At 49.5% G+C, this 17,138-nt stretch carries 16 protein-coding genes; 5 read left to right on the forward strand and 11 right to left on the reverse strand.

The features are described 5' to 3' along the window. Positions 1-107 precede the first annotated feature (107 nt). A complete protein-coding gene (locus tag C7Y71_RS09115) occupies positions 108-1,379 on the forward strand; it encodes an O-acetylhomoserine aminocarboxypropyltransferase/cysteine synthase family protein (RefSeq protein ID WP_111898154.1) in 1,272 nt (423 codons plus the stop codon). A 133-nt stretch (positions 1,380-1,512) separates the two neighbouring features. Here the strand turns inward: C7Y71_RS09115 and gdhA are convergent, their stop codons facing one another. Beyond that, positions 1,513-2,850: an NADP-specific glutamate dehydrogenase gene (gene gdhA, locus C7Y71_RS09120; protein ID WP_111898153.1), complete on the reverse strand. Its 1,338-nt coding sequence runs from the start codon at positions 2,848-2,850 to the stop codon at positions 1,513-1,515. Positions 2,851-3,172: 322 nt separating this feature from the next. On the opposite strand from gdhA, the gene C7Y71_RS09125 reads away from it, so the two are divergent. The 4 genes from C7Y71_RS09125 to C7Y71_RS09140 all read left to right on the forward strand — a co-directional run bounded on the left by C7Y71_RS09125 (position 3,173) and on the right by C7Y71_RS09140 (position 7,241). Beyond that, positions 3,173-4,900, forward strand: a complete 1,728-nt coding sequence (locus C7Y71_RS09125; protein WP_111898236.1) for an AMP-binding protein — start codon at positions 3,173-3,175, stop codon at positions 4,898-4,900. A gap of 85 nt (positions 4,901-4,985) precedes the next feature. Then, positions 4,986-6,107, forward strand: coding sequence for an acyltransferase family protein (locus tag C7Y71_RS09130; RefSeq protein ID WP_111898152.1), 1,122 nt, complete (start codon positions 4,986-4,988; stop codon positions 6,105-6,107). 10 nt (positions 6,108-6,117) lie between these two features. Next, complete coding sequence (locus C7Y71_RS09135; protein WP_111898151.1) at positions 6,118-6,762, forward strand: ribonuclease HII; 645 nt, start codon at positions 6,118-6,120, stop codon at positions 6,760-6,762. 11 nt (positions 6,763-6,773) lie between these two features. After that, positions 6,774-7,241, forward strand: a complete 468-nt coding sequence (locus tag C7Y71_RS09140) for a hypothetical protein (protein ID WP_111898150.1) — start codon at positions 6,774-6,776, stop codon at positions 7,239-7,241. Between the two features lie 25 nt (positions 7,242-7,266). On the opposite strand, the gene C7Y71_RS09145 is transcribed toward C7Y71_RS09140, so the two are convergent. The 10 genes from C7Y71_RS09145 to C7Y71_RS09185 form a co-directional block, all read right to left on the reverse strand. Further along, positions 7,267-7,833: a hypothetical protein gene (locus tag C7Y71_RS09145; protein WP_111898149.1), complete on the reverse strand. Its 567-nt coding sequence runs from the start codon at positions 7,831-7,833 to the stop codon at positions 7,267-7,269. Between the two features lie 236 nt (positions 7,834-8,069). Next, positions 8,070-8,570, reverse strand: a complete 501-nt coding sequence (locus tag C7Y71_RS09150) for a CYTH domain-containing protein (RefSeq protein WP_111898148.1) — start codon at positions 8,568-8,570, stop codon at positions 8,070-8,072. A gap of 124 nt (positions 8,571-8,694) precedes the next feature. Next, positions 8,695-8,862, reverse strand: coding sequence for a hypothetical protein (locus C7Y71_RS11885; protein ID WP_193215896.1), 168 nt, complete (start codon positions 8,860-8,862; stop codon positions 8,695-8,697). A 36-nt stretch (positions 8,863-8,898) separates the two neighbouring features. Further along, positions 8,899-10,020, reverse strand: a complete 1,122-nt coding sequence (gene prfB / locus C7Y71_RS09155) for a peptide chain release factor 2 (protein WP_111898147.1) — start codon at positions 10,018-10,020, stop codon at positions 8,899-8,901. A gap of 185 nt (positions 10,021-10,205) precedes the next feature. Then, positions 10,206-11,309 (reverse strand): alpha/beta hydrolase, encoded by a 1,104-nt coding sequence (locus C7Y71_RS09160; RefSeq protein ID WP_111898146.1) that lies wholly within the window; start codon positions 11,307-11,309, stop codon positions 10,206-10,208. Continuing rightward, positions 11,306-11,893, reverse strand: a complete 588-nt coding sequence (locus C7Y71_RS09165) for a cyclophilin-like fold protein (protein ID WP_146739390.1) — start codon at positions 11,891-11,893, stop codon at positions 11,306-11,308. The genes C7Y71_RS09160 and C7Y71_RS09165 overlap by 4 nt, the downstream gene beginning before the upstream one ends. Before the next feature lie 37 nt (positions 11,894-11,930). Further along, positions 11,931-12,617, reverse strand: a complete 687-nt coding sequence (locus tag C7Y71_RS09170; protein WP_111898235.1) for a dihydrofolate reductase family protein — start codon at positions 12,615-12,617, stop codon at positions 11,931-11,933. Positions 12,618-12,719: 102 nt separating this feature from the next. After that, positions 12,720-13,622, reverse strand: a complete 903-nt coding sequence (locus tag C7Y71_RS09175) for a helix-turn-helix domain-containing protein (protein WP_111898144.1) — start codon at positions 13,620-13,622, stop codon at positions 12,720-12,722. Between the two features lie 43 nt (positions 13,623-13,665). Further along, positions 13,666-15,159 carry a PQQ-binding-like beta-propeller repeat protein gene (locus C7Y71_RS09180; protein WP_146739389.1) on the reverse strand — a complete coding sequence of 498 codons (1,494 nt, stop codon included), beginning with the start codon at positions 15,157-15,159 and terminating at the stop codon, positions 13,666-13,668. Between the two features lie 99 nt (positions 15,160-15,258). After that, the gene (locus C7Y71_RS09185; protein ID WP_111898142.1) at positions 15,259-17,088 is read right to left on the reverse strand and encodes an AMP-dependent synthetase/ligase; all 1,830 of its coding nucleotides are present in this window, start codon (positions 17,086-17,088) and stop codon (positions 15,259-15,261) included. Positions 17,089-17,138: the final 50 nt, after the last annotated feature.

The following is a 17,138-nucleotide window of genomic DNA, read 5'->3' on the forward strand; positions in this document are numbered from 1 at the left end:
AAGTCTTTTTGGGCTTCTGTAAATAAAGCATCCCGACTGTCAAAAAACAACTATAAAAAAAAAGAACTAACTTCGCGTCCGAAAAGTAAAAAGACATACCAAACATTATGAAAAAGAATTTAGACACAATTTGTGTGCAGGGCGGATGGAAACCCAAGAAAGGAGAGCCACGCGTCCTCCCCATCTACCAAAGCACAACTTTCAAGTACGACACCAGTGAGCAAATGGCACGCCTCTTCGACCTGCAAGACAGCGGCTATTTCTATACACGCTTGCAGAACCCCACAAACGATGCTGTAGCGGCAAAAATCGCAGAACTCGAAGGCGGAGTAGGCTGTGTACTTACATCAAGCGGTCAGGCAGCAAACTTCTATGCCATCTTCAATATCTGCGAGGCTGGCAGCCACTTTATAGCCATCACAGGCATTTATGGCGGCACATTCAACCTCTTCGGCACCACACTCAGGAAACTCGGCATAGAATGCACTTTCGTTGACCCAGATGCCACCGACGAAGAAATAGAAGCCGCCTTCCGCGACAACACAAAGTGTTTCTTCGGAGAAACCATATCCAACCCGGGTTGCAACGTGTTCGACATAGAACGCTTTGCCAAGATAGCGCACAGGCATGGCGTGCCACTCATCGTGGACAATACCTTCGCTACACCCATCAACTGTCGGCCCTTCGAGTGGGGAGCAGACATCGTAACACACAGCACAACGAAATACATGGATGGTCATGCCACACAGGTGGGCGGAGCCGTTGTCGATAGCGGCAACTTCGATTGGGACGCGCACAGCGATAAATTTTCAGGGCTGACCACACCCGACGAGAGTTACCACGGACTGACCTATACCAAGGAATTCGGAAAGATGGCATTCGTTACAAAACTCACAGCACAACTCATGCGCGACCTCGGCAGCATACCCAGCCCGCAAAACTGCTTCCTGCTCAATCTCGGTCTCGAAACGCTCCACTTGCGAATGCCGCGCCACGTGGAGAACGCGCAGAAAGTGGCAGAGTGGCTGCAGAAGCACCCCAAGGTGGCATGGGTGAACTATAGCGGCCTTCAGGGCGACAAATATTATGAACTGGGGCAGAAGTACCTCCCCAAGGGTGGTTGCGGTGTACTCGCCTTCGGGCTGAAAGGCACACGCGAAGATGCCATCGCCTTTATGGATCGCCTCGACTTTATCTGCATCGTAACACATGTGGCTGACGCACGCACCTGTGTGCTCCACCCGGCAAGCCACACCCACCGTCAGATGACAGACGAACAACTGCTCGAAGCCGGTGTACGTCCCGACCTCATACGTCTTAGTGTAGGAATAGAAGCCCTGGACGACATCATAGCCGACCTCGAACAAGCCTTGAAATAAGCATTTCAGAAAAAACAAAAAATCCGGAAAGCCCAAAGCCTTCCGGATTTTTTATCTGAAGGAGAGAAATTTTCTATAGTATCTATAACATCTATAGTATCTATTGCCTCTATAGAAAACTTTCAACTCTCAACTAAATAACCCCCTGCTGCATCATAGCATTGGCAACCTTCATAAAGCCGGCTACGTTTGCACCGCGCACATAGTTGATGAAGCCGTCTGCCTGCTTGCCATAGCGGAGGCACTGCTCGTGCACGTCGTGCATAATCTGGTGAAGGCGCTGATCCACTTCTTCTGCCGTCCACGACAAGTGCATGGCATTCTGTGACATCTCAAGTCCGCTCGTTGCCACACCACCGCTGTTCACAGCCTTGCCGGGAGCGAAGCACGCCTTGTTCTCGAGGAAGTAGTCAACAGCCTCTGCCGTACAACCCATGTTGCTGACTTCTGCAACGATAAGTGTCTTGTTAGCCACCAGTTTTTTGGCGTCTTCAATGTCGAGTTCGTTCTGTGTGGCGCAGGGTAGGGCAATGTCCACTTTCTGCTCCCAAGGTTTCTTGCCGGGATAGAAGGTGGCAGAAGGATAGCGCTCTGCGTAAGGTGCAACGATATCATCGCCAGTGAGACGAAGGTCGAGCATGTAGTCAATCTTTTCGCCGGAAACACCATCGGGGTCGTAAATGTAGCCGTCAGGACCGCTCAGTGTAACCACTTTCGCACCAAGTTCAGTAGCCTTCTTGACGGCACCCCATGCCACATTGCCGAAACCGCTCACTGAGATGGTCTTGCCTGCAATGCTCTCGTTGATGTCGTCGAGCATCTGTTCTACGAAATAGAGTGCGCCGTAGCCCGTAGCCTCGGGGCGAAGAATGGAGCCGCCAAACTCAAGACCCTTGCCGGTGAGTGTGCCGGTGTGCTCCTGCGTGAGACGCTTATACATACCATAGAGGTAGCCCACCTCGCGACCGCCTACGCCGATGTCGCCGGCAGGCACGTCGGTGTCAGGGCCGATGTTGCGCCAAAGACCCAGCATGAATGCCTGGCAGAAACGCATAATTTCTGCATTGCTCTTGCCGCGCGGAGAGAAATCGCTGCCGCCCTTCGCACCGCCCATAGGAAGTGTGGTCAGGGCATTCTTGAATGTCTGTTCAAAGCCCAGGAACTTCAGGATGCTGAGGTTTACGGAGGCGTGGAAACGAATACCACCTTTGTACGGACCAATGGCGTTGTTGAACTGCACGCGGTAACCGAGGTTCACATGTACCTCGCCCTTGTCGTCCGTCCAGGGCACACGGAACGTTACAATCCTGTCGGGCTCAACAAGGCGCTCAATAATCTTGGCACGTTCAAATTCGGGGTGTTCGTTGTAAACGTCCTCAATGCTGAGGAGAACTTCTTTCACGGCTTGCATATACTCTTTTTCGCCGGGATGTCTGGCTTCAAGAGATGCCAGAATTTGATTTGCTTTCATAACAAAACAATCAGATTGGTTAATGGGTTAGTATATAAAAAATAATGTAATGTTCTGTACCGCGAAGTTAGTAACTAAACTTCGATACAAAAAACAAAATAGGGTATTTTTATTTCGATAAATGTGTAAATCGCTGAAAATATGAAGCATAAAATTTTGTCTTTTTGGCGAATGGCGAAAGAAAGAATAAAAAAGTTGCATTGCTCAATTATTTTTATGTGCAATTTTATTGTAGTATAAGATTTATGTGTAATTTTGCGCAAAGTTTTGCAGATTGTGCAACAATTTAAAGAAAATTAGAAATAAGGAAATTAGACATACCATGCAGACCACGGCAGAAACAAACTCAGCAAGAGATCAGAAGAATAATAATGACTTAACATCATCAAGGGATTTCATCCAACTTATCCAGGAGTCAATAGTAAAGCATTGGAACGAGGAAGCACTGACCGACTATAAGGGCGACACGCTGCGTTACAAGGATGTGGCGCGCAAAATAGAGAAAATACATATCTTCTTTGAACAGACAGGCATAAAGAAAGGCGACAAAGTGGCGCTCTGCGGTAGAAACTGCGCGCATTGGGCGGTGGCATATATAGCCACACTGACATACGGTGCTGTGTGCGTGCCAATACTTCATGAGTTCAAGCCCGACCAGGTGGAAGACCTCGTGAATCACAGCGAAGCGCGACTGCTCTTTGTCGGCGACTATATCTGGCCGCAACTTGATGCTGCTGCCATGCCCGACCTTGAAGGCATCATTGGTATTCTCGACTTCCAGGTGCTGCTGAGCCGTTCTGAAGAACTGACTTATGCACGTGAGCACCTCAACGAACTCTATGGAAAGAAGTTTCCCAAATTTTTCCGCGCTGAGCACGTACACTATCGCACATCAGAGCCAGAAGAACTCGCACTCATTAACTATACCAGCGGAACAACGAGTAATTCAAAGGGCGTGATGGTGCCCTATCGCGCCATGTGGTCCAACTACCACTTCGCGCTGGAGGTGCTCGAACCATATATGCCGAAAGAAGGAGCACGACTGGTGAGCATCCTGCCGATGGCGCACATGTATGGCATGGCATTCGAGTTCCTCTATGGCTTCCTGCGGGGCACGCATCTCTATTTCCTCACACGAGTGCCTTCACCAAAAATCATATTCCAGGCCTTTGGCGAAATCAAGCCGCATCTCATCATTTGTGTGCCGCTCGTACTCGAGAAGGTTATCAAGAATATGATACTGCCGAAGTTGCAGACACCCAGCATGAAAATCCTGCTCGGACTGCCTGTTATCAGTCAGCACATACGCAACCGCATACGCGAACAACTCTTCCAGGCATTCGGAGGCAATTTCTATGAAATCATAGTGGGCGGTGCAGCCTTCAACAGCGAAGTGGAACTCTTCCTGCACCGCATTGGCTTCAACGTAACTGTGGGCTACGGCACAACCGAAACAGCACCTATCATCAGTTATTCAGACTGGAAAGAGGCGCGAACCACATCATGCGGAGTTGCGGCACCGAGAATGGAAATAAAGATTGACAGTTCCGACCCATATAACATAGTAGGAGAAATCCTCACGCGCGGCGACAACGTGATGCTTGGCTATTACAAGAACGAAGCTGCCACACAAGCCTCATTCACAGAAGACGGATGGTACCGCACGGGCGACCTTGGCGTGTTGGATGAGGATGGATACCTCTATATCAAGGGGCGCAGCAAGAATATGCTCCTCGGTGCTAACGGACAGAATATCTACCCGGAAGAAATAGAGGACAAACTAAGCACCATGCCTTACGTAAGTGAGTGCATCGTCATACAGAAAGGCGAACACCTCTATGCACTTATTCATCCTAACTATGAAGAGGCGCAACGCGACAATGTGGAAGGCGAAGCACTCCTCAGACAACTGGAGCAAAACCGCAAGGACCTCAACGAACAAATACCTGCCTACGAGCGAATACAGGGTATAAAGATTTTCGAGGAGGAGTTTGAAAAGACGGCGAAGCGCACCATCAAGCGCTATCTCTACGTAAACGAGGAAGTATAATCAGAATAAAAGAAAACAACTTTTATGGCGGCGGGGCTTGTGCCTGTCGCCATAATTGTAAGGATTATAGGAAGTTTTATAAATTATGCGTGACTCATCCTTCTCCATAGTAAAGGCGTTCGGCATCATGCTCGTCGTCTTTTTCCATTGCAACGTGTTGCCTGTGGTGGGAAGCCTTGCGGGGTCAATTTGTGTGTCGGTGTTCTTTATTTGTTCAGGTTATTTCTTTAGCGGCAAGAATGTGCAGCCTGGAGGACCTGAACGTTTCATCGCACGCAGGTTCCGAAGTCTTTACGTGCCGTTCCTGAAGTGGGCTGTTATCTTTCTCGTGTTGCATAATCTGCTGGTACATATCGGCGTGGAGTCGGGCAGTGGGCTTGGTAAACTTTATGATTGGCAAGCGTTTAGTCAGCGCCTGTGGAGCGTAACATTCAATATGAGCGGTTTCGACGAGCAACTCAGCGGCACATTCTGGTTCTTCCGATGTCTGCTTATCTGTTCACTGGTGATGCTGGCTATCCTTTGGACTATACGTCATTGGTTTGGCGAAAAGTCGCTTCACAGAGCGGCATGGGTGGTGCTGCTGTTGTTGGTTCTCCTTGTTGTCTGGAAAAATATGCTGGGGTTGAAAATTACCGGAGTGGCGCAAGGGGGGTCCAGAGAACTGGCAGGACTGTTCATGATGTTTTCGGGTTTTCTATATCGGAAATATGAAGCGAAAGTGCCCGTTGGCTGGAAATGGTGGCCGCTCTGTTTTGCTATACTCCTTTCTGTGGCATTCTTCTATCCCTCTCTGATGTCTTACAATCAGGACACACCGCATTTCTTCGCCTGGACGGCTGCATCTTACGCTGGTTTCCTGCTCTTGCGCGGTATAGCAAAAGCCATCTCCACACATCTGCCAAAGGCAACGGATTTCCTCGCTTATATCGGCGATCGCACATTGTGCATCTTCGCCTTCCATTTCAGTGCCTTTAAGGTGGTGAGCCTTCTTAAAGTTTGGCTCCTCGGTCTTCCTTCCGGCTTGCTTGCTAACCATCCCGTAACCAATGCCGGAAATGCATGGGATGTTCCTTTTATGGCACTATATTTTATCATGGGTGTGGTACTACCCCTCGCATCAAAACACCTCTACGATACATACTGGAAAAACAGAAGACGGCGCGTTGTTCATGGGTTGCTGTCGCATTTCCACAAAAAATGCTAATTTTGCGGTTATGAAGACTCATAAAGTTCTTGAACCGGTGTTTAACGACCTTGGACTTGTCGAAGCGGGTTGTGACGAAGCAGGACGTGGCTGTCTGGCAGGGAGTGTGTATGCCGGAGCAGTCATTTTTCCGCCTGACTATCGGAATGAACGCCTTAACGACTCCAAGCAACTCACAGCCAAGCAGCGGTATGCGCTCCGCGAAGAGATACAGCGCGATGCGCTGGCATGGGGCATAGGTGTGGTAACGCCGGAAGAAATAGACAAAATCAATATCCTGCGTGCTTCAATAACGGCTATGCACCGTGCGCTCGACAGTCTTGCGATACGTCCCGGATTTATCATCGTCGATGGCAACAAGTTTTTCAATTATGGCGATACGCCATGGCAGACCGTAGTGAAAGGCGACGGGAAGTATCTGTCCATAGCCGCAGCGTCCATTCTGGCAAAAACCTACCGAGACGACTATATGGCGCAACTTCATGAGGAATACCCCTATTATGGTTGGGATCATAACGCAGGATATCCTACAAAGGCACATCGCGATGGCATCCGTAAGCATGGCATTTCGCCCTATCATCGCAAATCGTATAACTTGCTCGGCGACGGACAACTGGAACTTTTCCCCGACGTCGCTTTTTCAGATGAGAAATAATACACCATATTATGAAAACTAAAGCAATTTTATCTATAGTAGCATTTCTGTTTGTGGCTATGCCCTTCCATGTAGGGGCTCAAGAGTACAAAATGAATGTAGAGAAAACGGACGGGCAGAGGGTTACGTTTCCTACAAAAATAGTCAGACAAATAAGTATTTCTGCCGAAGAAAATGCCGAAAATTCCACCCTTGAAGGTGCTATAACAGGACAATGGAAACGGCAGTCAGGCGGTTTCTTGCTCCATGCAGAAACAGACCATACAAAGGCACGACTGGTATATGGCGATTGCAGTTTCAATGATGACGGCACCTGTACACTCGATGGTAGGTCAGCCACATACGTAGTGAAAGGAAATTCTATCTGGCTCTATATGGTACTGGCAGAATACGACAGCACATACTACTATTCAGCCAAACTGAAATACCGCCTGACGGACAATACGCTGATCATCGGCGGACTGGTGCTCAAGAAATAGTTTATAGAATCCCCCTTGTTTGTGCTTATTGCAACTCCCTGCTGAAAGCCACAATTTCTTTACCCATTGTGGCTGTCATCGTGTTGCCATGAATCTCTACGTCGCGGAGGGCACTGCCGCTGTTGTGCTTGTAATAACCTTTAAGTACGTTCCTAATGGTGGAAAGATAATTCTTTATCTGAACCTTGTTGCGCTTTTCGAATGCTCTGCGCAGACTGCCCTGAACAGCATCGTCGTGCTCGGGAAAACTGGTGCCGAGATGTTCCACTTTCAGCGTCTTGCAGTTATAGACGATGAGGATGTCATTGCCGTTGATAGCCCATTTTCCTTCTATGCTGCTTAAAAATGAGAAAACCACGATTTCATCGTTATTATCCCTCACTTCTTCCTCATAGACCACAGTTTCTGCGAGAGTGCCGTCGGGGACAAATTTCCGCACGGAACGTTGTGTCTCGTTGGTGCCGCTCTGCTCGTCAGTGGTAACCAGCGTGCGTGTCCATTTGCCTGCAATAGCATGCTGAAGCGGGGTTTGTGCAGCAGCAAATTGGATGGAAATAAAGCATATTGCAAGAAGATAAAGTGTCTTGTTCATGGGGCAATGTTTTCTGTCTTCTTCTCTTTAAAATAAAAAAATGGGTTACCGCTGTAACCCAACCTTGTTAACCTTAAATCTAATATTATGAAAAACACAATGCAAATCTACAGATTTTCCTTACATTTGAGAGAAAAAACAACAAATTTGTTCGCTTTTGTAAGTTTTATGTTGAGTTTTCTGCAGTTTTTGCAAGGTGAAGTTTGCAAATTGTCAGGTTGTTGCAAGCGTTGGGTCTACGGGTTATCGGTATTGTTTTTTTCTTCCTCGCTCCATTTTTTGTAGGGAGTCGTGCGCAGGAGCGAATTATAGTAACGGCGTTTGCCGGTTACTTCGTCGCCGAGGAAGTCAGGCCGTTCGAAAGGCTCGTTCTCGTCCTTAAGTTCTACCTCTGCCATGACGAGACCTTCGTTGTCGCCATAGAATTCATCAACTTCAAACACGTGCTTACCCACAGGCACAAGCCAGCGTGTCTTGTGGATGATGCCGGGCTCGCAGATGCTAAGCAGTGAGAGACCTTCGTCGCGGGTTATTTCTTTCTCAAATTCATAACGAGACAGTCCGCCGCGTCTGGATGGCCCTTTGATGGTGAGGTAGCATTTGTCATCGCGCAGCCGCACGCGAACCGTCCTGCCTCTTGCGCTGCAAATGTAGCCTTGAATGATGGTGGTGTGGGAGGTCGATAACTTTTTGTAGTCGCCTTTGATGAGAAACTTACGTTCTATTTCTAATGGCATAGGTGTAGTTGTATTGCAGTAGTGTTATGGTCAATGAGGGTAATACGAATCAGCAGACAACCCAATTGCGGCGAGTTGTGTGCCCGTCGTAAGTGGTGAGGAGAATTGCTGTATAAAGGGTAAATCAATGAGCGAGGTTGTAGTAGGCTATCATGCCCAGGACCATGAGAATGAGCAGTCCGAAGAAAATACCCTTCATGATGCGGTCTGCCTTTCTGCGTTGCGCCTCTTCTCTCCGTTTACTTTTGGCTTTGTGCCCGTTTGGCTTGTTCTTGTTTTTATTGTTGCTCATAAATCGCTATAGTTTGCGGCAACAGGGTTGCCGAGGTTAGTTTTCATTGTTCTGTCCTGCAAATTCCATGAGGTAAGCCTTGATGAAACCGTCTATTTTCCCGTCCATCACACCATTTACATCGCTTGTCTGATAGTTTGTGCGGTGGTCTTTTACACGGCGATCGTCGAACACGTAGGAGCGTATCTGGCTGCCCCATTCAATCTTCTTCTTGCCGGCTTCAATCTTTGCCTGTGCGGCTTTTCTGCGCTGCAATTCGCGGTCGTAGAGTTGGCTGCGCAGCAAGCGCATGGCGTTCTCGCGGTTTTCCAACTGCTTGCGGCTTTCGGTGTTCTCTATGAGGATTTCTTCCTGTTCGCCGGTGTCGGGGTCGGTGTATTGATAGCGCAGACGCACACCTGTTTCCACCTTGTTCACGTTCTGACCTCCGGCTCCACCGCTGCGGAAGAGGTCCCAACTGATTTTTGAAGGATCCACGTTCACTTCGATGGAATCATCCACCAGTGGTGTTACGAACACACTGGCAAAACTCGTCATGCGCTTGCCCTGTGCGTTGTAGGGCGAAACGCGAACCAAACGATGAACGCCGTTCTCGCTCTTAAGGTAGCCGTAGGCATAGTCGCCCTCTATCTCGAATGTAACGGTCTTGATACCCGCTTCTTCGCCTTCCTGAAGGTTGGAAATGCTCACTTTGTAGTCGTTTGCCTCTGCATAGCGCATATACATACGCATGAGCATCTGTGCCCAGTCCTGACTCTCTGTACCGCCTGCTCCGGAATTAATTTTCAGTACGCATGACATGGCGTCCTCTTCTTGGCGGAGCATGTTCTTGAGTTCGAGCGCTTCGATGGCTGCGATGGCTTTGGCATAGTCGTCGTCCACCTCGCTTTCTTCAATCAGGCCGTCCTTGCAGAACTCGAATGCCAGTTGCAGTTCATCGGTCAGAGTCTTCACCTCTTTGTAGCCGTTCAGCCATTTTTCGAGTCCCTTGACCAACTTCATCTGCTCCTCGGCACGTTTCTGGTCCTCCCAGAAGTCGGGAGCCTGGGTGCGAAGTTGTTCTTCCTCGTACTGCATCTGCTTGGCAGGAATGTCGAGGTAGCGGTAAAGTTGCTCGCAGCGGTCTTGTGCTTCTTTAAGTTGTTCTGTTGTTATCATTATGAATGCAAATGTACAAAAAAAGTCTGTAACGAAACACTGATTCAGGAATATTGACGCAAATATGCAATAAGGGTGCTCTGTAAATCAGGAAAATAACAAGACGATGAATATATTCCTTATTTATAGAACACCCTTGTAGAAGTCTCAGTATGTTTTGTTAATCTGTTATAAGAGGAAGACTTCTATTTCTTTAGGTTTGACTTGAAGAAGTTTTCTAACTTGTCGAACGGAATCACTCCTGCTGCGTCGTCGTAGAGGTCCACGTGGGATGCGCCGGGAATGATGAGCAGTTCTTTATTCCCTATCGTCTTGCTCACGCCCTCCACGTGCTGCCCTGTCATCTTCTCGAAGGCACCCTCGCTGAAGTAGCGGCTGTGAGCCTTCTCGCCGTGAATGAGCAGCACGGGGCGGTCAATCTCGTGGGCATAGGCGAGCAGGGGCTGATTCATGAACGACTGGGTACCAATGGTGTTCCAGCCATCAGTTGAGTTACCACTGCGCTCATGGTAGCCGCGTGGGGTCTTATAGTAGGCGTGATAATCCTTGACGAACCACGGAGCATCTTCCGGTAGCGGATCAATGACACCGCCCGTGCGGCCATAGTCGCCCGTCTTATATGCCTTGGTGCGTGCTTCTGCCATCATCCGTCGCATAGCATTGCGTGCCTCGGCATTGTCGTTCTGGTCGAAGTAGCCGTTCGCAGCATTGCGACTGATGTCGTACATCGTTGATGCCACCGTTGCCTTGATGCGTGGGTCGAGTGCTGCGGCATTGATTGCCATGCCACCGAAACCGCAGATGCCGATGATGCCGATGCGTTCTGCGTCCACATCTTCGAGGGTGGAGAGGAAATCAACGGCTGCAAGGAAGTCTTCTGTGTTGATGTCGGGTGATGCCGTGCGACGAGGCTCACCTCCACTCTCGCCTGTGTATGAAGGGTCGAAAGCGATGGTCAGAAATCCACGCTCTGCCATGTGCTGTGCGTAGAGACCGCTCGACTGTTCCTTCACTGCACCGAACGGTCCGCTTACGGCGATGGCAGCAAACTTACCGCCTTCGGGGGCAGACTTCGGTGTGTACATGTCTGCTGCGAGTTCTATGCCATAGCGATTGTGGAATGTTACCTTCTTATGGTCCACCTTGTCGCTCTGTGGGAAGGTCTTGTCCCACTTTGTTGTCAGTTGTCGTTGGGTCATATTCTTTTCGTTTTGATTGTTTTTTTCTTTTTGTGCACTGACGGTCAGCATGATGCCGGCGAGGACAGTGCATAGTAATAACTTTTTCATCTGATTATCTTTTTACCGTTTTTGATAATTATTCCTTTTGTCCTTGCCTGGGCTATCGTGCCTTGAAGGGTATATTCCCCAGACTTTCTTTCGTCGGACTCTGTTTGACGAATGCCTGTTGTCTGGTTCAGCGACAATGTTACGCTGATATTGCTTTTGCCCGCTTTGAGAAACGCCCGCAGTTCGCTTTCAGACAGTCCGTCTATCCTCCCAAGAAGGGTGTAACTCCAGGAGTTTGAGCCATAGAACATGCAGATGTTGCTCCCGCCATAGAGGATGATGTCGCCTGGCTGTGCTGTCATTTGCTTATTGCTCGCAGGCAGCGTGAAACCCAGTGCGCCCCATATCTCAAATCCGCCGCTGGAGTTGAGTGTTACTGTTATGGGCGCTTCCTCAAGTCTTGCTGTCAATGCTCTGGTGGCTGCGTTGTCGGTGAGTGTGGCTGATTCTGTCCTTCCGTCGATGGTGATGTACATTTTTTGTGTCAGGTTGTCTGAGGTTTTATTGTCCTGGGCTTTAATTGTGCTCTCCGAGGAACAGCATGTCAGTAACAGGACAGACAGTATGACGAATAACTGTTTCATTCGCTTTATCATTTATAGAACACGCCTTTATCATTTTTTATTTCTTTACTTCCACAAGGTATCTCATCCATACGATGCCGTCCTGTTCTTCCACACTCTTGAATGTGAGGCGGATAGGCTTGCTGGACAGTGTGCGACCGTCGAAAGCAGCAGCCATTCCCTCGCGTCCGTCGATGCCGTAGCCGTACATCATGCTTATCTCGTCTATCAGTCCAAGGTCGAGGAGCGATCCGTTGATATGACCACCGCCCACCACGGCAAGCCGCTCCACGCCGAAGACGGTGCGTAGCGTTTCGAATGCCGAGGCGAAGTCGATGCCGTTGCGTCCTGAAGTGATAAACGAAATGTGCTTCTGTTTCAGGTAGTCCAGATATTCCTGACTGGTGTGTTCCGAGAGAATCATCAGTAGCGGACGCCCAAAGAGTTCTGTAGTGTTGTCATCCCATCGCAGTGTGCCATTGGTGTCTATACCTACTGCGTAACCCTTTGCTTCCACGGCCTTATACAACTGCAGCCCTGCATCTTCATGTGCTCTTGCAGGCTGAAAAGTTCCCTCCTGTGCATAGTGCATCGCCAGTGTGGTCTTTCCTTCAAGTGTTGACGGGCAGCCGAGTTGTGCCAGTGCCTCGTAGTAGTGGTTGGTATCATCAATCTGTTCGGTCATGGCACAGTCTATCCTGCCATCGAGCGAAGCCATCATGTGGCAGATTACGTATGGTCTCATTGTCATTATATGTTTGAATTCTTTTTCCGTTGCAAAAGTGCGGCGAAAAAAACGCAACCCGATTAGACGGATTGCGGATAAATCTACCAAAAATGAGGATTTCTACTTTTTGCGTTGTTCGGCGTAGAATTGAGAAGGTGTCTGCCCGGTTGACTGTTTGAAAATGCGGGTAAAATGGTTGGGGTACTCAAAACCCAGTGCGTCCGCCGTTTGTGTTACGCTGTGTCCGCCAAGCAGCAGATTCTTGGCGCGTTGGATGATAAAACTGCGTATGTAATCCTTTGGACTTTCGCCGAGGGCTTCACGCACGATGTCGCCAAAATAGCCTGCCGACAGACACAACTCACTGGCGCAGTACTTCACGCTGGGCAGTCCTTTCTGCCGTTGCAAGCCATTTTCGTAATAGTCTTTCAGTACTTGCTGGAAACGGCTGAGTATGTCGCTGCTCATTGTTGTCATCTCCTTAAACTGGCGTGCATAGAAACGGTTGCAATAGTCGAGTATCAGCAGAATGTAGTCCTTGATGATGTCGTCCTGTCCTATTTCATCATTTTTCATGATTTCCGTTCTGACGTTAGCCATCAGTCCTGCCAGCGTCTCCTTCTCCTCGGCTGTCAGAAACAGGGCTTCGTTGGCATTGTAAGAAAAGAAGTGGTAGTTGCTGATACGTCGCTCTATCTCCGTGCCATGAACGAACTCTGTGTCGAACAGTAGTACCCATCCGTGGTACTGTCGCAATGTTCCGTCATCCTGCTTGCCGCCAATCTGTCCTTGCGAGTAAGCCATCAGCGAACCGTTACCCTCCCGATAGGTGCCCATGCCGTAAGTCAGACCCTCAGGAAACTCCCGTTGCAGAAAAATGCCGAAACAGTTGATGCGGTTCAGTGAATGGCGTATTTTGCCCATCTCGTCGTAGTGTATCACAGAGACGTGAGGGTGATAGACCGGCGCACCGATGTCGCGTGCGTAGTCGTTCGCTTCGTTGATGTAAAGATCTATTTTCATAGCAGTTGCCTTGCGCGTTCCGAATCAGTGAGGATATGTGCGATTATTCCACGTGGAAACGCATGATTCTGTTTCCCCGTGACCCTACTGCAAACATATTGTCTTTGACGATGGGGGATGACTCAAAGTTGTCGCCGAGCACTTCCTTGAAGATTACGTCTCCGCTTTTGCCGTTGATGAGGTAGAGCCTGCCCGATGAATCGCCCACTACGATGAACAGTTCCTGTCTTTCGTTATAGAATGCGACAGGCGACGACCAGGCAAAGAAGTCCATAGGAATTCTGTAGATGATTTGTCCTGTCTGTTTGCTGAATGCGATGAAATCGGCATTTTTGGAGTCGTTGGGTTGGCAGATGCTGGCGAAGATCATGCCCTCGCAGTTGCCGTGCCCGATGAGCGGGGTGCAATAGAGGCCGCCGTCGAAATGCTTTTTGCCTATCATTCGCTTGGTGCATGGTATTTTCTGTTCCCATACCTTTTGTCCGTTGAGCGCATCGAGTTTCACGAAATGACAGGTGCCTGTGTCTCCCCGTACGTCGATTTCGTTGGCTGTGTAGATGAAGGGATGGTCCGTGTCGTCTGTTTCGCACACGATAGAGCCGTCGGTGTCGTCGTGGTTGTCGTAGTGCCATATCACGTGCATATTGTTGAGGTTGATGCAGATGATGTGGCCGTTGTTGTCGCCGATGTAACCATAGTTCCGGAATATGCACATACTGTTTTCAGTGCCTAACACACTGTTTGGTGCGTCTTTCACCCTGTATCGGAGAATGCTGTGCATTTTCAGTTGTCCGTTGCCTGAACGTGTGTATTTGTAAATGCTGCCGTTTTCTCCGGGCCAGAAGAGGAACTGTCCCGCTGCTACGGGCGAACTGTCGTAAGTGCTCCAGCCGCGATAAGCCTTCTTGTCTCTGCCGAAGTAGTAGGCGATGGTATGGTCGCAGAGGTTGATGGCGAGGTGTCCGAAGGGTTCCGGTCCCGGGAAACCATGTCCCACATAGAGGCTGCCGTTCATTGCCGGGTCAAGGCTTACTGAACCTTTGACGGGGTTTACGACATCAATGGGTTGTCGCGATGCTTCTCCGTTGTCAAAATTCAGGAAATATACTTTTCCTGCGAGTGAACCCACAATCAGTTCGCGCTTGCCGAACTGTGGCGTAAGTCCCGGAGAGGTCTGCCTGAACTTGGTGAGCATCGTGTCGTGCCATTCCACATAGACCGGTTGCCCGTTCCATCCACTTCCGCCTCCCCAGTCGCCTTTCATGTCTGTGCGGAATGTCCAGTCGCAGACAATTTTTGAGGGTGTGCCTTTCACTTTTCCCGCAATCGGTGCATCGCGATGTGCAGAGCCGCGGAAAGTGAACCAGCCTGTTGCGTTGTCGTAAAGGTTTTCGAGTGTGGAGAGTTCGCCCGAAGAAGTGCTGTCCGCTATCTCTACGGTATAGTCTATTTCCCCGGCTGAAGGCATGGGCTGGTCGGGCAGGGCAGTGATGACCTGAATGTCTGAATTGTCATTATCACCTTTCTTGAGCCCCAAATTGCAACTGCATAATGTAATTGCACAAAGGCTCAATGCAAAGATTATTTTGTGCATGTATGGAGAAAAAGTGCTTGTATGTCTTGATTGAAAAAGGTTTTAATGTGCAAAATTCTTCTCTGCCTGTTCGTAGAGTTCGTCGATTTGCTCTGCATAGCGCTCGTTCACTACGTTTCTCTTGATTTTCAGCGTGTTTGTGAGTTCTCCTGTCTCTATGCTGAACGGGTCGGGCAGGAGGATGATGTGCTTCACTTTTTCGTAGTTTGCCAGGTCCTGCTGCAAGGTGTTGATGCGCGCCATGATCATCTTCCGGATGTTCATGTCTTTGCACAGTGCCTCTCTGCTGCCGTATGCTATGCCGCGTTCGTTGGCATACTGTTCGATGAGTTGATAGTTCGGCACTATGAGTGCGCTGACGAACTTGCGCTTGTCGGCAATGACTACCGCCTGTTCTATGTAGCGGTCAACGGAGAGTTTCGACTCTATCGCCTGCGGGGCAATATATTTGCCGTTGCTTGTCTTGAAAAGGTCCTTGATACGTTCTGTCAGGAAGAGTTCGCCGTCCTTCAGGTAGCCGGCATCGCCTGTGTGGAACCAGCCGTCTTCGTCGATGCTCTGTGCCGTGGTGGAGAGTTTGTTGTAGTAGCCCGGCGTGATGGTCTTGCCGCGTAGCAGAATTTCATCGTTCTCACCGAACTTAATTTCTATACCGTCAATCAGTCTGCCTACGGATCCGAGTGTGGTGGGCATGCCGTCGATGTCGCACGACACTGTTGCCGTGGATTCCGTCAGTCCGTATCCCACCTTCATATTGATGCCTGCAGCGTGAATCAGGTTCTCCACCTTTGCGTCCACCTGTGCACCTGCTGTGGGGAAGAAGTTGCCGCGGTCCAGACCGAGTGTCTTGCGCAGTACACTGTAAACCAACTTGTCGTACATCTTGTGCTTCATTGCCAGTGTCAACGGCAGCGGTTTACCCTTCGATGTGTAGTCGCGCCAGCACCTGATACCCGTTTTGAGCGCCATGCTCATCACTTTCCTTTGCAGTGGCGAACTGCTTGCTATTTTCTCAATCACTCCCTGATATACCTTTTCCCAGAAACGCGGCACACTGCTCATGCACGTTGGTCGTACCTCCTTGAGCGATTGTATCACGTCCGTGGGCCGCAGGTTAATCGCCTGAATGGCACCCTCCGTCAGTCCGAGGTAGGTCCATCCGCGTTCGAACACATGAGTCAGCGGCAGGAAGTTGAGCACGATGTCCTTGTCGGAGAAATTCAGTGCGAGGTCGTTCACACGCATCGCCTCATGGTAGTTATTGTGCGTCAGCATGACACCTTTCGAGTGTCCTGTCGTTCCGCTGGTGTAGAGAATGTTTGCCAGGTCGTTGAACGATGCTTCGTCCTGCCGTTTCTTGAACTCGCGGTCGAAATCGCCGACGTTGCCCATTTTGATGAACTCGTCGAAATAGATGCTCAGTTGATCGCTCGGCTGGCGCTTCACTTTCTTGTCGAAAATGATGATTCTTTCGAGTGTGGCACAGAGCGGTATTGCCTGAATGGCAGTGTCGTATTGTTGCTGTTCGCCTACGAAGAGAAACCTCACCTTCGCGTCGTTTATCATATATGTGATTTGCGGTACGCTGCTCGTGGGGTAGAAGGGTGTGGTTACTGCGCGTATGCCGTATGCGCCGAAGTCCACGAAAAGACATTCGGGCTTGTTTTGCGAGAAGACGGCAATGTTTTCCTGCACTGTCGTGCCGTATGCCAGGAGTGAGTACGACACATGCTTCACCATTTCGGCAAAAGCGTTCCAGGAAATGTCTTTCCAGACACCGAGGTCGTAGTCCCTGTACTTGAGTGCTGTGCGGTTTCCGTAGGTCTTCGCCTGTTCGGAAATCAGTCTTGAAAAGTGGCAGTTGTTGATCATAACCCTTTTGATGTTGTTGTAACGTACAAAGATAATGTTTTTTGTCGATT

This window comes from Pseudoprevotella muciniphila (genome assembly GCF_003265305.2).
Taxonomy (GTDB): domain Bacteria; phylum Bacteroidota; class Bacteroidia; order Bacteroidales; family Bacteroidaceae; genus Alloprevotella; species Alloprevotella muciniphila.

What these genes read in the sequence shown, in the direction of transcription:
- C7Y71_RS09115 (WP_111898154.1), top strand. Translation starts at nt 108, where the DNA reads ATGAAAAAGAATTTAGACACAATTTGTGTGCAGGGCGGATGGAAACCC.
- gdhA (WP_111898153.1), bottom strand. Translation starts at nt 2,850, where the DNA reads ATGAAAGCAAATCAAATTCTGGCATCTCTTGAAGCCAGACATCCCGGC.
- C7Y71_RS09125 (WP_111898236.1), top strand. Translation starts at nt 3,173, where the DNA reads ATGCAGACCACGGCAGAAACAAACTCAGCAAGAGATCAGAAGAATAAT.
- C7Y71_RS09130 (WP_111898152.1), top strand. Translation starts at nt 4,986, where the DNA reads ATGCGTGACTCATCCTTCTCCATAGTAAAGGCGTTCGGCATCATGCTC.
- C7Y71_RS09135 (WP_111898151.1), top strand. Translation starts at nt 6,118, where the DNA reads ATGAAGACTCATAAAGTTCTTGAACCGGTGTTTAACGACCTTGGACTT.
- C7Y71_RS09140 (WP_111898150.1), top strand. Translation starts at nt 6,774, where the DNA reads ATGAAAACTAAAGCAATTTTATCTATAGTAGCATTTCTGTTTGTGGCT.
- C7Y71_RS09145 (WP_111898149.1), bottom strand. Translation starts at nt 7,833, where the DNA reads ATGAACAAGACACTTTATCTTCTTGCAATATGCTTTATTTCCATCCAA.
- C7Y71_RS09150 (WP_111898148.1), bottom strand. Translation starts at nt 8,570, where the DNA reads ATGCCATTAGAAATAGAACGTAAGTTTCTCATCAAAGGCGACTACAAA.
- C7Y71_RS11885 (WP_193215896.1), bottom strand. Translation starts at nt 8,862, where the DNA reads ATGAGCAACAATAAAAACAAGAACAAGCCAAACGGGCACAAAGCCAAA.
- prfB (WP_111898147.1), bottom strand. Translation starts at nt 10,020, where the DNA reads ATGATAACAACAGAACAACTTAAAGAAGCACAAGACCGCTGCGAGCAA.
- C7Y71_RS09160 (WP_111898146.1), bottom strand. Translation starts at nt 11,309, where the DNA reads ATGAAAAAGTTATTACTATGCACTGTCCTCGCCGGCATCATGCTGACC.
- C7Y71_RS09165 (WP_146739390.1), bottom strand. Translation starts at nt 11,893, where the DNA reads ATGAAACAGTTATTCGTCATACTGTCTGTCCTGTTACTGACATGCTGT.
- C7Y71_RS09170 (WP_111898235.1), bottom strand. Translation starts at nt 12,617, where the DNA reads ATGAGACCATACGTAATCTGCCACATGATGGCTTCGCTCGATGGCAGG.
- C7Y71_RS09175 (WP_111898144.1), bottom strand. Translation starts at nt 13,622, where the DNA reads ATGAAAATAGATCTTTACATCAACGAAGCGAACGACTACGCACGCGAC.
- C7Y71_RS09185 (WP_111898142.1), bottom strand. Translation starts at nt 17,088, where the DNA reads ATGATCAACAACTGCCACTTTTCAAGACTGATTTCCGAACAGGCGAAG.